Annotated in this window: 15 protein-coding genes; 9 read left to right on the top strand and 6 right to left on the bottom strand. The window is 72.9% G+C overall.

The window, feature by feature from the left end; translation table 11 throughout:
* Positions 1–4: 4 nt before the first annotated feature.
* From ACWDUZ_RS21540 to ACWDUZ_RS21520, 5 genes are read left to right on the top strand one after another with little or no spacing between them, the layout of a single operon-like run.
* Positions 5–1873, top strand: coding sequence for an acetyl/propionyl/methylcrotonyl-CoA carboxylase subunit alpha (locus ACWDUZ_RS21540; protein ID WP_451633397.1), 1869 nt, complete (start codon positions 5–7; stop codon positions 1871–1873).
* A 7-nt stretch (positions 1874–1880) separates the two neighbouring features.
* The gene (locus ACWDUZ_RS21535) at positions 1881–3071 is read left to right on the top strand and encodes an acyl-CoA dehydrogenase family protein (RefSeq protein ID WP_451633396.1); all 1191 of its coding nucleotides are present in this window, start codon (positions 1881–1883) and stop codon (positions 3069–3071) included.
* A gap of 22 nt (positions 3072–3093) precedes the next feature.
* The gene (locus tag ACWDUZ_RS21530; protein WP_451633395.1) at positions 3094–4662 is read left to right on the top strand and encodes a 4-coumarate--CoA ligase family protein; all 1569 of its coding nucleotides are present in this window, start codon (positions 3094–3096) and stop codon (positions 4660–4662) included.
* A 34-nt stretch (positions 4663–4696) separates the two neighbouring features.
* On the top strand, positions 4697–5431 hold the full coding sequence (locus ACWDUZ_RS21525) for an enoyl-CoA hydratase family protein (protein WP_451633394.1): 735 nt from the start codon (positions 4697–4699) through the stop codon (positions 5429–5431).
* The gene (locus tag ACWDUZ_RS21520; protein WP_451633393.1) at positions 5419–6027 is read left to right on the top strand and encodes a TetR/AcrR family transcriptional regulator; all 609 of its coding nucleotides are present in this window, start codon (positions 5419–5421) and stop codon (positions 6025–6027) included. Before ACWDUZ_RS21525 ends, ACWDUZ_RS21520 begins: the two co-directional genes overlap by 13 nt.
* A gap of 142 nt (positions 6028–6169) precedes the next feature.
* On the opposite strand, the gene ACWDUZ_RS21515 is transcribed toward ACWDUZ_RS21520, so the two are convergent.
* Entirely contained in the window at positions 6170–7270 is a 1101-nt protein-coding gene (locus ACWDUZ_RS21515) for a citrate synthase 2 (protein ID WP_451633392.1), read from the bottom strand.
* Positions 7271–7712: 442 nt separating this feature from the next.
* Here ACWDUZ_RS21515 and pdxH point away from each other — a divergent pair, with 442 nt between their 5' ends.
* A complete protein-coding gene (gene pdxH / locus ACWDUZ_RS21510) occupies positions 7713–8342 on the top strand; it encodes a pyridoxamine 5'-phosphate oxidase (RefSeq protein ID WP_451633476.1) in 630 nt (209 codons plus the stop codon).
* Positions 8343–8957: 615 nt separating this feature from the next.
* A complete protein-coding gene (locus tag ACWDUZ_RS21505; RefSeq protein ID WP_451633391.1) occupies positions 8958–9347 on the top strand; it encodes a RidA family protein in 390 nt (129 codons plus the stop codon).
* A gap of 48 nt (positions 9348–9395) precedes the next feature.
* Here ACWDUZ_RS21505 and ACWDUZ_RS21500 read toward each other — a convergent pair whose 3' ends face one another.
* Together ACWDUZ_RS21500 and ACWDUZ_RS21495 are read right to left on the bottom strand one after the other, a co-directional pair.
* The gene (locus ACWDUZ_RS21500) at positions 9396–10853 is read right to left on the bottom strand and encodes a PAS domain-containing protein (protein WP_451633390.1); all 1458 of its coding nucleotides are present in this window, start codon (positions 10851–10853) and stop codon (positions 9396–9398) included.
* A gap of 238 nt (positions 10854–11091) precedes the next feature.
* Positions 11092–11847 carry an SIS domain-containing protein gene (locus ACWDUZ_RS21495; protein WP_451633389.1) on the bottom strand — a complete coding sequence of 252 codons (756 nt, stop codon included), beginning with the start codon at positions 11845–11847 and terminating at the stop codon, positions 11092–11094.
* Between the two features lie 314 nt (positions 11848–12161).
* Here ACWDUZ_RS21495 and ACWDUZ_RS21490 point away from each other — a divergent pair, with 314 nt between their 5' ends.
* Both ACWDUZ_RS21490 and ACWDUZ_RS21485 read left to right on the top strand, forming a co-directional pair.
* Positions 12162–12854, top strand: coding sequence for a metal-dependent transcriptional regulator (locus ACWDUZ_RS21490; RefSeq protein ID WP_451633388.1), 693 nt, complete (start codon positions 12162–12164; stop codon positions 12852–12854).
* Positions 12855–13296: 442 nt separating this feature from the next.
* Positions 13297–14301, top strand: coding sequence for an alpha/beta fold hydrolase (locus ACWDUZ_RS21485; protein WP_451633387.1), 1005 nt, complete (start codon positions 13297–13299; stop codon positions 14299–14301).
* Positions 14302–14370: 69 nt separating this feature from the next.
* Here the strand turns inward: ACWDUZ_RS21485 and ACWDUZ_RS21480 are convergent, their stop codons facing one another.
* From ACWDUZ_RS21480 to ACWDUZ_RS21470, 3 genes are all read right to left on the bottom strand, one after another.
* Positions 14371–15999 carry a transporter gene (locus tag ACWDUZ_RS21480; protein ID WP_451633386.1) on the bottom strand — a complete coding sequence of 543 codons (1629 nt, stop codon included), beginning with the start codon at positions 15997–15999 and terminating at the stop codon, positions 14371–14373.
* Positions 15996–16790: an ABC transporter ATP-binding protein gene (locus ACWDUZ_RS21475; RefSeq protein ID WP_451633475.1), complete on the bottom strand. Its 795-nt coding sequence runs from the start codon at positions 16788–16790 to the stop codon at positions 15996–15998. The genes ACWDUZ_RS21480 and ACWDUZ_RS21475 overlap by 4 nt, the downstream gene beginning before the upstream one ends.
* Positions 16791–16953: 163 nt before the next feature.
* Positions 16954–17619 (bottom strand): bifunctional DNA primase/polymerase, encoded by a 666-nt coding sequence (locus ACWDUZ_RS21470; protein ID WP_451633385.1) that lies wholly within the window; start codon positions 17617–17619, stop codon positions 16954–16956.
* Between the last annotated feature and the right edge of the window lie 324 nt (positions 17620–17943).

Raw genomic sequence — 17943 nt, 5'->3', positions numbered from 1 at the left:
GTCCATGATCCAGACACTGCTCGTCGCCAACCGGGGCGAGATCGCCTGCCGGGTCTTCCGCACCTGCCGGGAGGCGGGCATCCGCACCGTCGCCGTGCACTCGGACGCCGACGCGAACGCCCTCCATGCGCGCGTGGCCGACGCCGCCGTACGCCTGCCGGGCGCCACGCCCGCGGAGACGTATCTGCGCGCCGACCTGATCGTGAAGGCGGCGGTCGCGGCCGGCGCGGACGCGGTGCACCCCGGCTACGGATTCCTGTCCGAGAACGCCGACTTCGCGCGCGCCGTCGTCGACGCCGGCCTGATCTGGATCGGCCCGCCGCCCGACGCCATCGAGGCGATGGCCTCCAAGACCCGCGCCAAGGCCCTGATGGGCCTCGCGCCCCTGAACGAGGCCGACGTCACCGCGGCCGGCCTGCCCGTGCTGGTGAAGGCCGCCGCCGGCGGCGGCGGGCGCGGGATGCGGATCGTGCGCCGCCTGAAAGAGCTGCCCGCCGCGCTGGAGAGCGCGCGCGCCGAGGCGGCGAGCGCCTTCGGTGACGGCGAGGTGTTCATCGAGCCCTACATCGAGGGCGGGCGCCACGTCGAGGTGCAGCTCCTCGCCGACGCCCACGGCACCGTGTGGCCGCTCGGCACCCGCGACTGCTCCCTCCAGCGCCGCCACCAGAAGGTCATCGAGGAGGCTCCCGCGCCCGGCCTCTCCGACCGGCTCACCCAAGAGCTGTACACGCTGGCCGTACGTGCCGCGCGTGCCGTCTCCTACGTCGGCGCCGGCACCGTCGAATTCCTGGTCGAGGGCGAGCGCGCGCACTTCCTGGAGATGAACACCCGCCTCCAGGTCGAACACCCCGTCACCGAGGCCGTGTTCGGCCTCGACCTGGTGGCCGAGCAGATCCGCGTCGCGGAAGGCCAGGCCCTCGACACCACGCCCCCGCACCCGCGCGGCCACGCGATCGAGGCCCGCCTGTACGCCGAGGACCCCGCCCACGACTGGGCCCCGCAGACCGGCACCCTGCACCGACTCGCCCTGCCGCCCGGCGTCCGCCTCGACACCGGCTACGACGACGGCGACACCATCGGCGTCCACTACGACCCGATGCTCGCCAAGGTCGTCGCCCACGCCCCCACCCGCGCGGAGGCGATCCGCAGACTCGCCGGCGTGCTCGAGACCGCAGTGATCCACGGCCCCGTCACCAACCGGGACCTGCTGGTGCGCTCCCTGCGCCACGAGGAGTTCACCCGGGCCCGCATGGACACCGGCTTCTACGACCGCCACCTCGCCGGCCTCACCGCACCGGCCCCCGACCCGTACGCCCCGCTCGCCGCCGCCCTCGCCGACGCCCACGGCCGCTCCCGCTTCGGCGGCTGGCGCAACGTCCCCTCCCAGCCCCAGGCCAGGCGCTACCTGATGGCGGGGGAGGAGCACGAGGTCCGCTACCGCCACACCCGCCGGGGGCTCGCGGCCGACGGAGCCCGGGTCGTGCACGCCGACACGCACCGGGTCGTCCTCGAGAGGGACGGCGTGCAGCGCCGCTTCGACGTCGCCCGGTACGGCGACCAGGTGTACGTCAACACCACCTGCCTCACCGCCCTGCCCCGCTTCCCCGACCCGGCCGCCCGAGTCGACCCCGGCTCCCTGCTCGCCCCGATGCCGGGCACGGTCGTACGCGTCGCGGAGGGCCTCGCGGAAGGGGCCCCCGTCCGGGCCGGACAGCCCCTGATCTGGCTGGAGGCCATGAAGATGCAGCACCAGATCTCGGCACCGGCCACCGGGACGCTCAGCGCCCTGCACGTCAGGCCCGGCCAGCAGGTGGAGCCGGGCACGGTGCTCGCCGTCGTGCAGGAAAGCCCTTCTCGACCAGCCTCTTCCTAGGAGTCCCATGACCGCCGTCATCGAATCCGAAGAACACAAGGCCCTCCGGTCCGCCGTGGCCGCGCTCGGCAAGCGCTACGGCCGCGGCTACTTCACCCGGAACGTCGCCGAGGGCAAACCCCCCACCGCGCTGTGGACCGAGGCAGGAAAACTCGGCTACCTCGGCGTCAACCTCCCGGAGGAACACGGAGGCGGAGGCGGCGGCATCACCGAACTCTCCATAGTCCTCGAAGAGCTGGGCGCCGCGGGCTCCCCGCTCCTCATGCTCATCGTCTCGCCCGCCATCTGCGGCACCGTGATCTCCCGCTTCGGCACCGAGGCCCAGAAACGGCAGTGGCTGCCCGGACTCGCCGACGGCACCCGCCTCATGGCCTTCGGCATCACCGAGCCCGACGCCGGCTCCAACTCCCACCGCATCACCACCACCGCCCGCCGCGACGGCGCCGACTGGCTGCTCACCGGCCGCAAGGTGTTCATCTCCGGCGTGGACATCGCCGACGCCGTACTGATCGTCGGCCGCACCGAGGACGCCCGCACCGGCCGCCTCAAGCCCTGCCTGTTCATCGTCCCGACCGACGCCGAAGGCTTCCACAAGCGGCGCATCGACATGGAACTCAGCGCCGCCGAGAAGCAGTTCGAACTGACCCTGGACGACGTACGGCTGCCCGCGGACGCGCTCGTCGGTGGGGGCCCCTCCCACGCTCTCGGCAGTGGGGGAGAGGACGCGGGCCTCCTCCAGCTGTTCGCCGGCCTCAACCCCGAACGGATCATGACGGCCGCCTTCGCGATCGGCATGGGCCGCTACGCGCTCGCCAAGGCCGTCGAGTACGCCCGCGACCGCGCCGTCTGGAAGACCCCCATCGGCGCCCACCAGGCGATCGCCCACCCCCTCGCGCAGGCCCACATCGACCTCGAACTCGCCCGGCTGATGACGCAGAAGGCGGCCCACCTCTACGACGCCGGCGACGACATCGGCGCCGGGGAAGCCGCCAACATGGCCAAGTACGCGTCCGCGGAGGCCTGTGTGAAGGCCGTCGACCAGGCCGTGCACACCCTCGGCGGCAACGGTCTCACCCGCGAGTTCGGGCTCGCCTCACTGGTGACCGCCGCGCGCGTGGCGCGTATCGCCCCGGTGAGCCGGGAGATGATTCTCAACTACGTCTCCCACCAGACCCTCGGTCTGCCCAAGTCGTACTGAGCCGCAGCCGCTTGGAGGAACCGTGTTCCACAGCGAGTACGCAGACGTCGCCCCCGTCGAACTGCCCATCCACGACGCCGTCCTGGGCCACGCCGCCGAGTTCGGCCCGCAGCCCGCACTGATCGACGGCACGGACGGCACCACCCTCACCTACGACCAGGTGGACCGGTTCCACCGGCGCCTGGCCGCCGAGCTCGCCCGGACCGGCGTCCGCAAGGGCGACGTCCTCGCCCTGCACAGCCCCAACACCGTCGCCTTCCCGATCGCCTTCTACGCGGCCACGCGCGCGGGCGCCTGCGTCACCACCGTGCATCCGCTCGCCACCCCCGAGGAGTTCGCCAAGCAACTGCGCGACAGTGCGGCCCGCTGGATCATCACCGTCTCCCCGCTGCTGGACTCCGCCCGCCGCGCCGCCCAACTCGCCGGCGGCATACGGGAGATCATCGTCTGCGACAGCGCGCCCGGACACCGGTCGCTCATCGACATGCTCGGCTCCACCGCACCCGAGCCGCACCTCGACGTCGACCCCGCCGAGGACGTCGCCGCACTGCCGTACTCCTCCGGCACCACCGGCACCCCCAAGGGCGTCATGCTCACGCACCGGCAGATCGCCACCAACCTCGCCCAGCTCGATCCGGCCGTCACCACCGGCCCCGGCGAACGCATCCTCGCCGTCCTGCCGTTCTTCCACATCTACGGCCTCACCGCCCTGATGAACGCCCCCCTGCGCAAGGGCGCCACCGTCGTCGTCCTGCCCCGCTTCGACCTGGAGACCTTCCTCGCCGCCATCGAGACCCACCGCATCACCGGTCTCTACGTCGCTCCGCCGATCGTCCTCGCCCTCGCCAAACACCCCGCGGTCACCCGCTACGACCTGTCCTGCCTGAAGTACGTCATCAGCGCCGCCGCCCCGCTCGACGCGGCACTCGCGCGCGCCTGCGCCGAGCGGCTCGGACTGCCCCCCATCGGCCAGGCCTACGGCATGACGGAACTGTCCCCGGGCACCCACGTCGTCCCCCTCGACCGGCTGCACGACGCCCCCGCCGGCACCGTCGGCAGGCTCATCGCCGGCACCGAGATGCGCATGGTCTCCCTCGACGACCCCGGCAAGGACCTCGGCACCGGCGAGTCCGGCGAGATCCTCATCCGCGGCCCCCAGGTCATGAAGGGCTACCTCGGCCGCCCCGACGCCACCGCCCAGCTGATCGACACCGACGGCTGGCTGCACACCGGAGACGTCGGACACGTCGACGAGGACGGCTGGCTCTTCGTCGTCGACCGCGTCAAGGAACTCATCAAGTACAAGGGCTTCCAGGTGGCCCCCGCCGAACTGGAGGCCCAGCTGCTCACCCACCCCGGCATCGCCGACGCCGCTGTCATCGGCGCCCACGACGGGGACGGCAACGAGATCCCGCACGCCTTCGTCGTCCGGCGGTCCAGCGCCGACGGCCCGAACGAGAACGAGATCATGCTGTACGTCGCCGAGCGCGTCGCCCCTTACAAGCGCATACGCCGGGTCACCTTCGTCGACGCGGTCCCCCGCGCCGCCTCCGGCAAGATCCTGCGCCGCGAACTCAGGGAGCGGCCGTGACCTTGATCCCGCGCCGGAAACCCCGGGAGCGGCCGTGAGCCTGATCAGCCGCAGCCGCGAGCGTGGCGTCGAGACCCTCAGCCTCGACGCCACCGACACCCGCAACGCCCTCTCCGCCGCCCTCGTCGCCGACCTCGCCGGCGCGCTCACCGACTGCGCCGGGGACCCCGGCGTACGCGCCGTCGTCCTCACCCACACCGGCACCACCTTCAGCGCCGGAGCCGACCTGCGCGACCCGCCGCACCCCGACACGCTGGTCGGCGTGCTGCGGCAGATCGTCGAACTGCCCCGGCCCGTGATCGCCCGCGTCACCGGGCACGTCCGCGCCGGCGGCCTCGGCCTCCTGGCCGCCTGCGACCTCGCCGCCGCCGCCACCACGGCCACCTTCGCGTTCACCGAAGTACGCATCGGCGTCGCACCGGCCGTGATCTCCCTGACCGTCCTCCCGCGCGCCGACCCGCGCGCCCTGGCCCGCTACTACCTCACCGGGGAACGCTTCGACGCGTCCGAAGCGGTACGCCTCGGCCTGCTCACCACCACCGCGGACGACGTCGACAAGGCGCTGGCCCCCGTCCTCGACGGCCTGCGCCGCTCCTGCCCGCACGCTCTGGCGGAGACGAAACGGCTGCTCACGGCTAGGGTGCTGGAGACGTTCGACCGGGACGCGGCCGACCTGACCGCGCTCTCGGCCCGGCTGTTCGGCTCCCCCCAGGCCCGGGAGGGGATGACGGCCTTCCTGGAAAGACGGGATGCGGCATGGGTGGTGTGAGTACGGCGGAACGCGATCGCGTACCCAAGCAGGACCGCAGCCGGGCCACCCGGCAGCGCCTCCTGCAGGCCGCCGTGGCCTGCCTCGCCGAGCACGGCTGGGCGGGCTCCACGGTGTCCGCCGTCGCCGAACGCGCGGGCGTCTCCCGCGGCGCCGCACAACACCACTTCCCCACCCGCGAGGACCTCTTCACCGCCGCCGTCGAATACGTCGCCGAGGAACGCTCCACCGCCCTGCGCGCCCTCTTCCCCGAGGGCGCGTCCGGCGACCGGCGCGCCGTCGTCCGGGCCGTCGTCGACCTCTACACCGGCCCCCTCTTCCGTGCCGCCCTGCACCTGTGGGTCGCCGCCTCCAACGAGGACCAGCTCCGCGCCCGCGTCACCGAACTGGAGGCCCGCGTCGGCCGCGAGGCCCACCGCATCGCCGTGGAACTGCTCGGCGCCGACGAAACCCGCCCCGGCACCCGCGAAACCGTCCAGGGCTTCCTCGACATGGCCCGCGGCCTGGGCCTGGCCAATCTCCTCACCGACGACACCGTCCGCCGCGAACGCGTCGTCACCCAGTGGGCGGCACTGCTGGACCAGGCCCTGGCCTGAGCGGGGACACACGCGCGCACGGCACACGGGAGACGGCGCGCGCGAGGACGCGGCGCACCCGGGGACGACGTACGGGGACGACGTACGGGGGCGGCGCGCGGAACCGGGCCCGTGCGCCGCCGAAGTCCCCGCCGGCGTCCCGTCAGTGCGCGATCTCGTCGTATCCCGCGATCTCCCGCGGACTGCGCGGACCCGGACCGATGTAACGGGCGGAAGGACGCACCAGACGGCCCGTGCGCTTCTGCTCCAGGATGTGCGCCGACCAGCCCGCCGTCCGCGCACAGGTGAACATCGACGTGAACATGTGCGCCGGGACCTGGGCGAAGTCCAGCATGATCGCCGCCCAGAACTCCACGTTCGTCGCCAGCACCCGGTCCGGACGACGGTTGTGCAACTCCTCCAGAGCCGCCTTCTCCAGCGCCTCGGCCACCTCGAACCGCGGAGCGCCCAGTTCCCGCGCCGTACGACGCAGCACCCGCGCACGCGGGTCCTCCGCCCGGTACACCCGGTGACCGAAACCCATCAGCCGCTCACCGCGGTCCAGCGCCCGCCGCACGTACCCCTCGGCGTCCCCGGTCCGCTCGATCTCCTCGATCATGCCGAGCACCCGGGACGGCGCACCACCGTGCAACGGCCCGGACATCGCACCCACCGCACCCGACAGCGCGGCCGCCACATCCGCACCTGTGGAGGCGATGACCCGAGCGGTGAACGTCGACGCGTTCATGCCGTGCTCGGCGGCGGACGACCAGTAGGCGTCCACGGCCGCCACGTGCTTGGGGTCCGGCTCACCCCGCCAACGGATCATGAACCGCTCGGTGATGGTGCTCGCCTTGTCGATCTCCCGCTGCGGCACCATCGGCAGTCCCTGCCCACGCGCCGACTGGGCCACGTACGACAGCGCCATCACCGCCGCCCGCGCCAGATCCTCCCGGGCCTGCACGGCATCGATGTCCAGCAGCGGTTTCAGCCCCCACACCGGAGCGAGCATCGCCAGCGCCGACTGCACGTCCACGCGGATGTCACCCGAGTGCACCGGGATCGGGAACGGCTCGGCCGGCGGCAGCCCCGGGTTGAACGCGCCGTCCACGAGCAGTCCCCAGACATTGCCGAAGGACACATGGCCGACGAGATCCTCGATGTCGACGCCTCGGTAGCGGAGGGCGCCGCCCTCCTTGTCCGGTTCGGCGATCTCCGTCTCGAACGCGACGACTCCCTCGAGCCCGGGTACGAAGTCGGACATCAGGCGGCTCCTCATGGTCAGTGCGACAAGTGGTGCGACGGGGGACGACGACCAGGTGTCGGATGTCGGAGATGTCGGCAACGGGCGATTTTCGCAAGGGGCGACCGCGGGACCCGGACAGGCTCACGAACTCCGCCGGACCCTCGGACGCCCTCGGACTTCCTCAGGTTCCTCGGCACCGCCGCCCGTACGGATCCGCGGTCGTGTCCACCGACTCGCGGTCCGGGACGGTACCCCTGTCATGCCCCGTGCGGTCGCAGCTCACCCAACCGGCACGGCACCAGCACGATAACCCCGGGTGCCACCGATGGGGAGACCGTCCGGCACCCGGTGCCACGCAGTGACGAAGGACACCTCCTCCGGACGGACGCCACCGATACGGCAAGATGACCGCGTGACCGACCAAGAAGACGGAGAGACCGCGCCCTTCGACCTCGCCGCCATGCGCATGCACTACCGGGCCGAAGGCCTGTACGAGGCGGACCTGGCCGACACCCCGGTCGAACAGTTCGCCCACTGGTTCCAGCAGGCGGCCGCCGAGGCCCATCTGTTCGAACCCAACGCCATGGTCGTCTCCACCGCCGACGCCCAGGGCCGCCCCAGCTCCCGCACGGTCCTGCTGAAGGCCTTCGGCGAGCGCGGCTTCGTCTTCTACACCAACTACGGCTCCCGCAAGGCCCGCGACCTCGCCGAGAACCCCCACATCTCCCTGCTCTTCCCCTGGCACCCCATGGCCCGCCAGGTCATCGTCCAGGGCACCGCCCACCGCACCGGCCGCGACGAGACCGCCGCCTACTTCCGCACCCGCCCGCACGGCTCCCAACTCGGCGCCTGGGCCAGCGCCCAGTCCACGGTCATCGCCACCCGCGACATCGTCGACAGGCAGTACGCCGAACTCGCCGCCCGCTACCCCGAGGGCGAACAGGTCCCCGTCCCACCCCACTGGGGCGGCTTCCGCGTCGTCCCCCACACGGTCGAGTTCTGGCAGGGCCGTGAGAACCGCCTCCACGACCGCCTCCGCTACACCGCCCGGCCGGACGGCACCTGGCACGTGGAACGACTGAGCCCCTGAGCGGGCCTTCGGGAGCCCCCGCCGGGCCGTCGAGGGGCCCGCGAACGCAGACGACCCGCGAGCTGGGTCCCCCCGCCTGACGGCGGGGAAGCCGGCCGGACGTACCGGCAGCTCGCGGGTCGGGTGACTGCTTGGGATTGGGCCGGCTGCACGCGTCTCTCACGTGCCGGTCCGGCACCGCACTGGGTGGGGTGACGGGCCGCTAGCCCGCAGCCACCTCACGCGTCCGGGTCTCACTCATCTACCGGATCACCTCCTTTCAGTGTGAGCCACACTCTAGGAACCGATCGGGCGCCCATCAACAGGTTTTTCGCCGCGCCCACCTCCCTGGTTCCAGCCGGCTGCCGTATCCGTGTCCGTCGCCCCTTGCGAGAGCCGTGGATTCCGGTGAGAGACGTGGATCCGGCCCTGCCGCGTTGTGAGGCTGTGCTGTCCGCGCGACGCGTTCGAAGATCGCCTGTCGGTGCGGATCTCTCACATCCCTCGTACAGACCGGCGGCCTCCCCGGTACAGGACGGTGGCTCCCGCTCGACGTCTGTTCGCTGCCGTACCTGGCGCCCAAGGCCGTACGGAAGCGGGCGACGCGCTCACCCCCGGTCCCCTACCGTTCCCCGCATGACAGAGCGACGGGCGATTCTCAGCGGTTCGGTGTTCGAGGAGCGGATCGGGTACGCGCGGGCCGTGGTGGACGGGGAGTGGGTGCACGTCTCCGGGACGACCGGGTACGACTACGCGACGATGACGATCTCGGAGGACGTGGTGGAGCAGGCCGAGCAGTGTCTGCGCAACATCGGGGCCGCGCTGGAGGAGGCGGGGTGCGGGTTCGGGGACGTGGTGCGGGTGCGGTATCTGCTGCCCGTGCGGGAGGACTTCGAGCCGTGCTGGCCGGTGCTGCGGCGGGTGTTCGGCGAGGTGCGGCCGGCGGCGACGATGATGGTGTGCGGGCTGGCGGACCCGCAGATGAAGATCGAGATAGAGGTGTACGCGCGGCGACGGACCGCCTGACCTCGCGCGGACGCCTTTGCCGTGCTCACGGCCGGCCGCTGCGGCCTGTCACGGCCGCTCCTGCTCCAGCAGCCCCGCCAGGTCCAGGGCCGTCGCGATGCGCACGGCCACGTCTTCGGCGTAGGCCGCGTCGGAGCGTTCGAAGGGGCTGCGGCCGGAACCGCGCAGGAAGGTGACGACGCCCAGGGTGCGGCCGCGGCTGCGCAGCACGGCGCACATCGCGTGCACGGTGTCCGCGGGCCACTGGCGGGCGAGGGCCCAGTCGCGTGCCTGGTCGGCGGGGACCGTGCCGACGGTGGCGCGGACGGCGCCGGTCCGTTCGACGCACTGCAGGGCGGGGTGTCCCTCGCCGTAGCGGACGGGCAGTCCGGCCCGGCCGGTGAGCAGACTGGGGCCGGGGCCGTCGGAGGGCGTTGCGGCGACCCGTACCAGCCGCAGCGGGGTCGCGGGCTCGCCGTCCTCGGGGGCGGTGCCGCCGGCCACCCGGTCGACGAGGGCGTGGTCGGCGAACCCGGCGAGCGCGAAGTCGAGGTGGACGGTCGCTGCCTCCGCCGGGTCCTCGCACTCGGCGGCGGCGCGGGCGGCCCGGTGCAGCTGGTTGCCGCGGAACCGCAGCAGGGCCGCCTCCTGCTCGCCGTGCTTGGCGTCGGTGACGTCGACGAACAGCCAGGCGACGCCGAGCGGCACCGGTTCCTCGGCGAGCGGTGAGGCGAGCCGGACGAATCCGCTGCGCCAGCAGCGCCGCCGGTCGCCCTCCGACGCGCGCACGCTCACCCAGATCTCGGCGGGCGCGGGCGGCGCGCCTTCCGCCAGGACGTGGGTGAGCGCGCTCTCGAGTTCTTCCACGCCCTGGGAGAGGAGTTCACCGAGGGGACGTCCGAGCGCGGCGGCGCGGCCGGTGCCGAGGGCCCGGGCGGCGTGGGCGTTGACGACGGCGGGCCGCAGGTCGGCGTCGACGAGGACGACGCCCCAGGACGCGTCCTCGAACAGGGCCTCGCTGAGCGCGATGGACCGCTCCAGATCGATCTGCGCGTGCACCTCGCTGAAGGCGCAGTACAGGCCGGCAGGTTCGCCGTCGGGTCCGCGTACGGCGGCGGACTGGGTGCGGACGAGGACGCGGCCGCCGTCCTTGGTGAGGAGGGCGAACTCGTGGACCTGGCGTCCGCGAGCGTGCATGGCGGACATCAGCCGCCGTTCGACCTCCTCGGCGTCCGCGCTGCGCACGGCCCATCCGGCGAAGCCGTGCCGGCCGACCGCCTCGGCGGCCGTCCAGCCGAGGATGCGTTCGGCCTCGCGGTTCCAGTGCGTGACGACGCCGCTCGCGTCGAAGGCGCAGAGGGCGGCGTCCATGCCGTCGAGCAGGGCGGCGAGCAGGTCGGAGCCGTCGGGCCCGCCAGGGCCACCGGGGTCGTCGGAGGTGTCGAGGACCCCTGGACCGCCCCGGTCCGGCTCGGGCTCGTCCGGCCCGAGCTCGTCGGTGGTCCCACTACGCCGGGAAGCACTCACCTGGACCCCCTGCAGGCTGCGTCCGCACGCACGGCGCGTCGGTCACTCACTGGCCTTCGTTCACTGGCCCTCATTCAACTTGAACGTGACGCAGCGCACATCGGGTTCCCGCAAGATTGAAAAAATCGTTGCACGCGGCACATCCCGTGGCCCTGGAGCGAACCGGGGGCGAACACGGGGACCGCGCGCCGGACCGTCTCGATCGCCCGCGCGCCCGGTACGCGCGGGGTCAGCCGCGTCAGCGCCGGTAGAAGATCCGGTCCGCGTACTGCTCGAAGACCTTGGCGTTCCACTCGTGACCGCCGTCGACGTTGCCGGAACGCAGCAGCGGGGGCTCGATGCCGCGGTCGGCCAGGACGCCGGCGGCGGTGGCCATGACCGCCTGGAGCAGGGCCGAGGTGACGACGGTGGAGGCCGGGGCGAAGGGTGCGGGGACGGTGTCGAGGGTGAGTTCGGCGTCGCCCACGGCGATCTTGGAGTCCAGGACGAGGTCGCAGTGGTCCTTCAGATACGTCCCCGACGCATGCCGGGACGTGGTCCGGGCGGCGTACGCCACCGACGTCACTCCGATGACCTTCACGCCCAGGGCGCGGGCGGTCATGGCCATCTCGACGGGAAGGGCGTTGCGGCCGGACAGGGAGACGATCACCAGCACGTCGCCCGAGCGGATGGGTGAGCTCTCCAGGACGGCGGTGGCGAGGCCGTCGACGCGTTCGAGGGCGGAGCCCAGGGTGGCGGGCATGACGTCGACGCCGACGGCGCCGGGGACGGCGAGGAGGTTCATCAGGGCGAGGCCGCCGGCCCGGTAGACGACGTCCTGCGCGGCGAGGGAGGAGTGTCCGGCGCCGAAGGCGAACAGGCGGCCGCCGTCGGTCACGGTGTCGGCGAGCAGGGTGCCGGCGGCGGTGACGGACTCGGCCTCCTCGTCGCGGACCCGCTGGAGCAGGCCGATGGCCGCGTCGAAGAACTGGCCGGCCGGCGTGCGGTCGCTCATGCGGGGTTCCTCCGGATGCCTGTGATGCTGTGGATGCGGTGGTGGCCACGGGTGGGCGTGCGGGTGTCCGCGGGGCGCCGGCCCGCGCCCGGGTGCCGCGGATCACGGTGAGGTCTGGACCAGAGTCCTGTCAATACGACCGTGCGCGCGCCGGGCGTGCCACCGGCCCCACGGCCGTCCGGGACCGCGGTCCGCACCCCGGGGTTCCGCCGACGCGCCCCGGTTGTCAGTGGTATGCGTCAGAATTGAGTTCAGGGCCAGCGCACGCGCCTGGGAGCCGCCGGGTTCCCGGCAGAGGTAATCGAGGGGCACGTATGTCCGGACTGATCGACACCACGGAGATGTATCTCCGCACCATCCTCGAGCTGGAGGAGGAAGGCGTCGTCCCCATGCGCGCCCGGATCGCCGAGCGACTGGACCAGAGCGGGCCGACGGTGAGCCAGACGGTCGCGCGGATGGAGCGCGACGGCCTGGTCTCGGTGGCTCCGGACCGGCACCTGGAGCTCACGGACGAGGGCCGCCGGCTGGCCACACGTGTGATGCGCAAGCACCGGCTCGCGGAGTGTCTGCTGGTCGACGTGATCGGCCTGGAGTGGGAACAGGTGCACGCCGAGGCGTGCCGCTGGGAGCACGTGATGAGCGAGGCCGTCGAGCGCCGGGTGCTGGAGCTGCTGCGGCACCCGACCGAGTCGCCGTACGGCAACCCGATCCCGGGTCTGGAGGAGCTGGGCGAGAAGGACCACGCCGACCCGTTCCTGGACGAGGGCATGGTGTCGCTGGCCGACCTCGACCCGGGCCCCGACGGCAAGACGGTCGTGGTCCGCCGGATCGGCGAGCCGATCCAGACGGACGCGCAGCTGATGTACACGCTGCGCCGCGCCGGCGTGCAGCCCGGCTCCGTGGTGAGCGTGACGGAGTCGGCCGGCGGTGTGCTGGTCGGCAGCGGCGGCGAGGCCGCCGAGCTGGAGGCGGAGGTCGCCTCCCACGTCTTCGTCGCCAAGCGCTGACCACTGGTTCCTCCGGCCCCCTGCCGTTCGCACCCCTCTTGCGGTCGTGGATCGCAGCGCGTCGAAGCGCGGCGCGCGGGCGCCCGGCGTGCGAGGCTGTCGCGAGAGGCATATGACTCGTGGGGGTGGGGGAGGATGTGCCGAAGATGTGTGGAGAGCCCCGGCGCCGTGTGGTGGCGCCGGGGCCTGTCCTCCCCTGTCGCGACCCGGAGCCCCGAGCTCTCGGGGTCGCACCCCGCGGACCCCTTTTCCCCGAGTGGTCCGCCTCCCGTTGAAGATCTCCCCCGGGGGGCGACGATCATGCGTTGTGGGGGGTCACTCGAACGAGGGGTGTTGCGGGCGGGAACAGCGTTTTCGAATGGGTATTCGATAACCTGTGGGTGATGGGCCGCACGGCCCGCGCTACGGGAATGGGCAGCGAGCTAGGGGGGTGCCAGGGCCAATGGCGCGGCGCATCGAGGTGACCGGGGCGGGCGGTGTACGGCTCGCTGCGTGGGAGTTCGCGGAGCCCCGGAAGACAGCACCAGGCGGCTCGGCACCGGACAGCACCGCACCGCAGGCCTTCGTGCCGTCCCAGGCGGAACCACGCGGCACACGCCACGCCCACCGGCCGCGCCAGGACCCCGAGCCGCACGGAGCCCACCGACCGCATACCGGCCGCGAGGCCGGATCCCGCCCGCCCACCGGCGTGCTCTTACTCCACGGACTGATGGGCCGGGCCTCCCACTGGGCCGCCACCGCCCGCTGGCTCTCCGAGCGGCACCGGGCCGTCGCCCTCGACCAGCGCGGCCACGGCCAGAGCGAGAAACCCCCACAGGCCGCCTACACCCGCGACGCCTACGTCGAGGACGCCGAGGCCGCCCTGGAGCAGCTCGGCCTCGGCCCGGCCGTCCTCGTCGGACACGCCATGGGCGCCCTGACCGCCTGGCAGCTCGCGGCCAAACGCCCCGACCTCGTGGGCGGCCTGATCATCTGCGACATGCGCGCCTCCGCGCTCGGCGCGGCCTCCCAACGCGAATGGGAGGACTGGTTCAGGACCTGGCCCCTGCCCTTCGCCACCCTCGCGGACGTCCGCAAGTGGTTCGGCGAGGACGACCCCTGGGTGGAGCGCCCGAACCCGGCCCGCGGCGAGTTCTACGCCGAGGTCATGCACGAGTGCCCGGACGGCTGGCGCCCCGTCTTCGATCCCGCCCGGATGCTCGCTTCCCGCGAGACCTGGGTCCACGACGCCCACTGGGAGGAACTGGCCCAGGTCCAGTGCCCGGCCCTCGTCGTACGCGGCCTCGACGGCGAACTCGGCCGCGCCGAGGCCCAGGAGATGGTGCGCGTCCTTCCCCGCGGCCAGTACGCGGAGGTCGCCGACGCCGGCCACCTCGTCCACTACGACCAGCCGGACGCATGGCGCGCGGCGATCACTCCGTTCCTGGAAGCGGTCCTCACCGGGTGAGGACCCGGGATCAGGTCCACCAGGCCTGTCGCCACCTCCCTGCCCCTTGCCCACCCGGGCTCGCCCGGCTCACCCCTGGCTCACCGAGGTCAGGATCTCCGGTAGCCGGGCCGCCGTGCGGGGGGCCGCCAGGCGGAGCCCCGCGAAGGTGATCGCGGCGCCGTAGGCCGCGCCCACCGGGAGCAGCAGCCAGCTCCAGGTGTCCCCGGACGCGCTGACGTTCGCCCAGATGGCCAGGGCGATGACGGGGGAGGACAGCAGGGCCGCCGAGACCATGCCCCCGGCGATGGCGATCCAGGCCAGGCCCGCCTGGCCGGGAGCCACGTTCTTGTGGCCCTCCTGCGGGATGGAGTACGGGAAGCGCGCCGAGGTCCACGCGCCGGTCGCCAGCATCGCGCCGAGCAGGGCGAAGGACAGGCCGAGCACCTCGGGCAGCCGCGGCCAGTCGCCGAGCAGTGCCGTCGTCACCACGGTGACCAGGGTGGCGTAGGGGAGGGTCACCACCAGCAGGGCCAGGGCACGGCCGCGCAGTTCGAGGTAGGCGTCGCGCGGAGTGGAGATCGTGAGCGCGACCATCCAGAACGCGGAGGTGTCCTGCCCGAACTGGTTGTACATCTGAATGCCGAGCATCCCGGCGGCGAAACAGGCGAAGTAGAGCGACCCGGTGCCCTGGAGGGCGTTGAACACGGGCACGATCAGACCGATGGCCAGCGAGGTCACCCAGGCCGCCTTGGTCTTCGGGTCGCGCCAGACGTAGCGCAGGCTGCGCTCCATGACGGTGCCGGTGCGGCCGGAGGGCAGCAGCCGGGTCGGTCCGCCGGTGCGGGACCGGTCGCGGGCGGCGGGGTCGGCGCTCTGGAGCGTGGAGGCGTCGGGGGCGGTCATCAGGCGGGTCAGGGTGCGCGCCCACACGGTCAGGAGGGCGGCCAGGGCGGCCGCGGTCAGCGCGAGCTGGGCCACCGCGACGCCGTACGAGCCGTCGCTCGCCGAGTCCACCGCGCCCACCGCCGACGCGGGCGGCACCCAGCGGACCACGTCCGCCACCGGGTCGAGCCGGCCGAGTCCCGACGAACCCAGTTTCTGCATGCCGAAGTTGACCAGCTGTGCGCCGATCGCGACGACCAGTCCGCTGAGCACCGCGAGGTCCCGGCCCTTGCGGCTGGTCAGCAGCCGGGTGTTGGCGGCGGCCACGGCCCGGGCGAGGGCCACGCACACCAGCAGGGCGAGCAGCAGGGCGACGACCGCGACGGCGTACGCCGCCGCCCCGCGCGCCACCGCGACCACACAGCCCGCCAGCAGCAGCACCGTGACCAGCGGACCGATGCCGACCAGGGAGGCCGCCAGCAGCGCCCTGACGAGCGGCTGGGGGCGCAGCGGCAGCATCACCAGGCGGGTGGGGTCCAGGGTCTCGTCGCCGCTGGGGAAGAACAGCGGCATCACCGCCCAGCCCAGGGCCAGTACGGCGGTGCCCAGCACGGCCACGGAGGCGATGTGCGCGTGTCCGCGCAGCAGGATCATGCCGAGCAGCTGGGACAGGGCGAACAGCAGCGCGACGACGGCCGAGGCGATGTAGGCGGCACGCCGGCCGCCGGACCGCCGCAGCCCGGAGCGCAGCAGCGACAGCTTCAGCCGTACGACGACAGGGGTGATGGAGCCGCCGGCGGCGCTCGGCGGGGCGGTGCCGGTGGCGGTGCTCATCGGGTGCCTCCGCCCAGCCAGTCGAGGTCGGAGCCGGGTTCCCGGCCCTGCGCGCCGACGAGTTCGAGGAACGCCCGCTGGAGGCTGGGGGCCCGGCCGCACACCTCGGCGAGGGTGCCGTGGGCGCGGATGCGGCCCGCGGCCATGACGGCCACCCAGTCGCAGAGGGACTCGACCAGTTCCATGACGTGCGAGGAGAACACGACGGTCGCGCCGGAGGCGGTGTACCGCTCCAGGACGCCCCGGATGGTCTGCGCGGACACCGGGTCGACGCCCTCGAACGGCTCGTCCAGGAAGAGGACTTCGGGGTTGTGGAGAAGCGCGCAGGCGAGCCCGATCTTCTTGCGCATGCCGGTCGAGTAGTCGACGACGAGTTTGTGCTGGGCACCGGACAGATCGAGCACGTCGAGCAGTTGGGCGGCCCGCCGGTCCACCTCGGCTCCGGGCAGCCCGCGCAGCCGCCCGGAGTACGACAGCAGTTCCCGTCCCGACAGCCGCTCGAAGAGCCTGAGTCCCTCGGGCAGCACCCCGAGCCGCGCCTTGACCGCCACCGGGTCACGCCACACGTCGTGCCCGACGACCTCGACGGTCCCCTGGTCGGGCCGCAGCAGCCCGGTCACCATGGACAGCGTGGTGGTCTTGCCGGCCCCGTTGGGTCCCACCAGGCCGATGAACTTCCCGGCGGGCAGTTCGAGATCGATCCCGGCGACGGCGACCTGCTGCCCGAACCGCTTCCAGAGCCCTTGGACACGTACGGCACTGTTGCTCACCACTGCTGCTCCCTCCGTCAGGTGAACCCTACGAGGAAGCCCGGTGCGGCTACGGCCCCCGGTACGCCGCGGCCCTCGGCGCGTCATCGGTCCTCGGCGCCTCCGCCGGCCTCCGCGCGTCCACCGCCGTCACCGTCCCCCTCGCCGCCGCCGCCCGCGCCGCCGCCGCCCGCGCCGCCGGCGCCTACCGGTCCCTGCCGCAGGCGTAGGCCAACGCCGAGATCAGTTCCTCCGCGTCCGGCAGCCACCGGTTCGCCGGTGTCGGCCGGCAGGCCCACTGGACGGCGCCCCGCGACCCGTACCGGGTGGGCGGCGCGGCCACGTACGCGCCCTCGCCCAGCGCGAGCAGGTCCAGGACCCCGGGCGTCCAGCCCAGTCCGCGCAGCAGGTCCGGCAGTTTCGCGCAGGCCCCCGGCAGCACGAAGAACTGCATCCGCCGCTCCGGGGTCAGCGTCACCGGCCCGAGGGTCAGCGCCATCCGTTCCATCCTGGCCAGCGCGAGGAACCCGGCCGTCTCCGGGACGCAGATCGCGTCGAAGGTCCGCCCCGTGGGGAGCAGGATCGAGGCGGTCGGCTGCTTCTGCCACATCCGGCGGGCGACGGTGGCACTGCCGGTCGCCTGGCTCGCCCAGTCCTCGCGCGCCGGGTGCGCGCCGGGCGCGGCGCACGCCGGGTCGCCGCAGGAACAGCGCTGCACTCCGTCCACGGCCTCCAGCCAGGTGCCGGGGAACACGTCCCAGTGGCGTTCCTCGGCGTAGCGAACGGCGGTCTCCAGCAGCGAGTCCCCGCGCTGCTTGGGGATCTGACCGGCAATCTGTGCGGCGTGAGTGCCCGGGATCGTCTCTTCCACGCCCCACTCAACTCCCGCGCCCACCTGGAGTTACGGGTGGTGCGGGAGTCTCGCGGCGAGGTGGCGCGCGCGGGAGGGGGCATCGATCCGGTGCCCGGGGCGCATGGGTGCATGGGTGGGGGCGCGCGGGAGGATCGTCGGCAGACGCTGGGTAATCCTCTGTGCGGGGGTGTCCGCCTTTACCCCGGCAATCTTCGTATGTCCCGCATTTTCGTCATGTCGGTGGGGCATTGATCTTCACGGCCGGGTTCTCCACCGGGAGGCGGACGGGTCCGGCCGTGCGGAACACGTCAACGTCGGTGCACGGGCAGGGCACCGGAGCCA

This window comes from Streptomyces sp. NPDC003393 (assembly GCF_053589015.1).
This window is presented reverse-complemented; position numbering and strand designations above follow the sequence as displayed.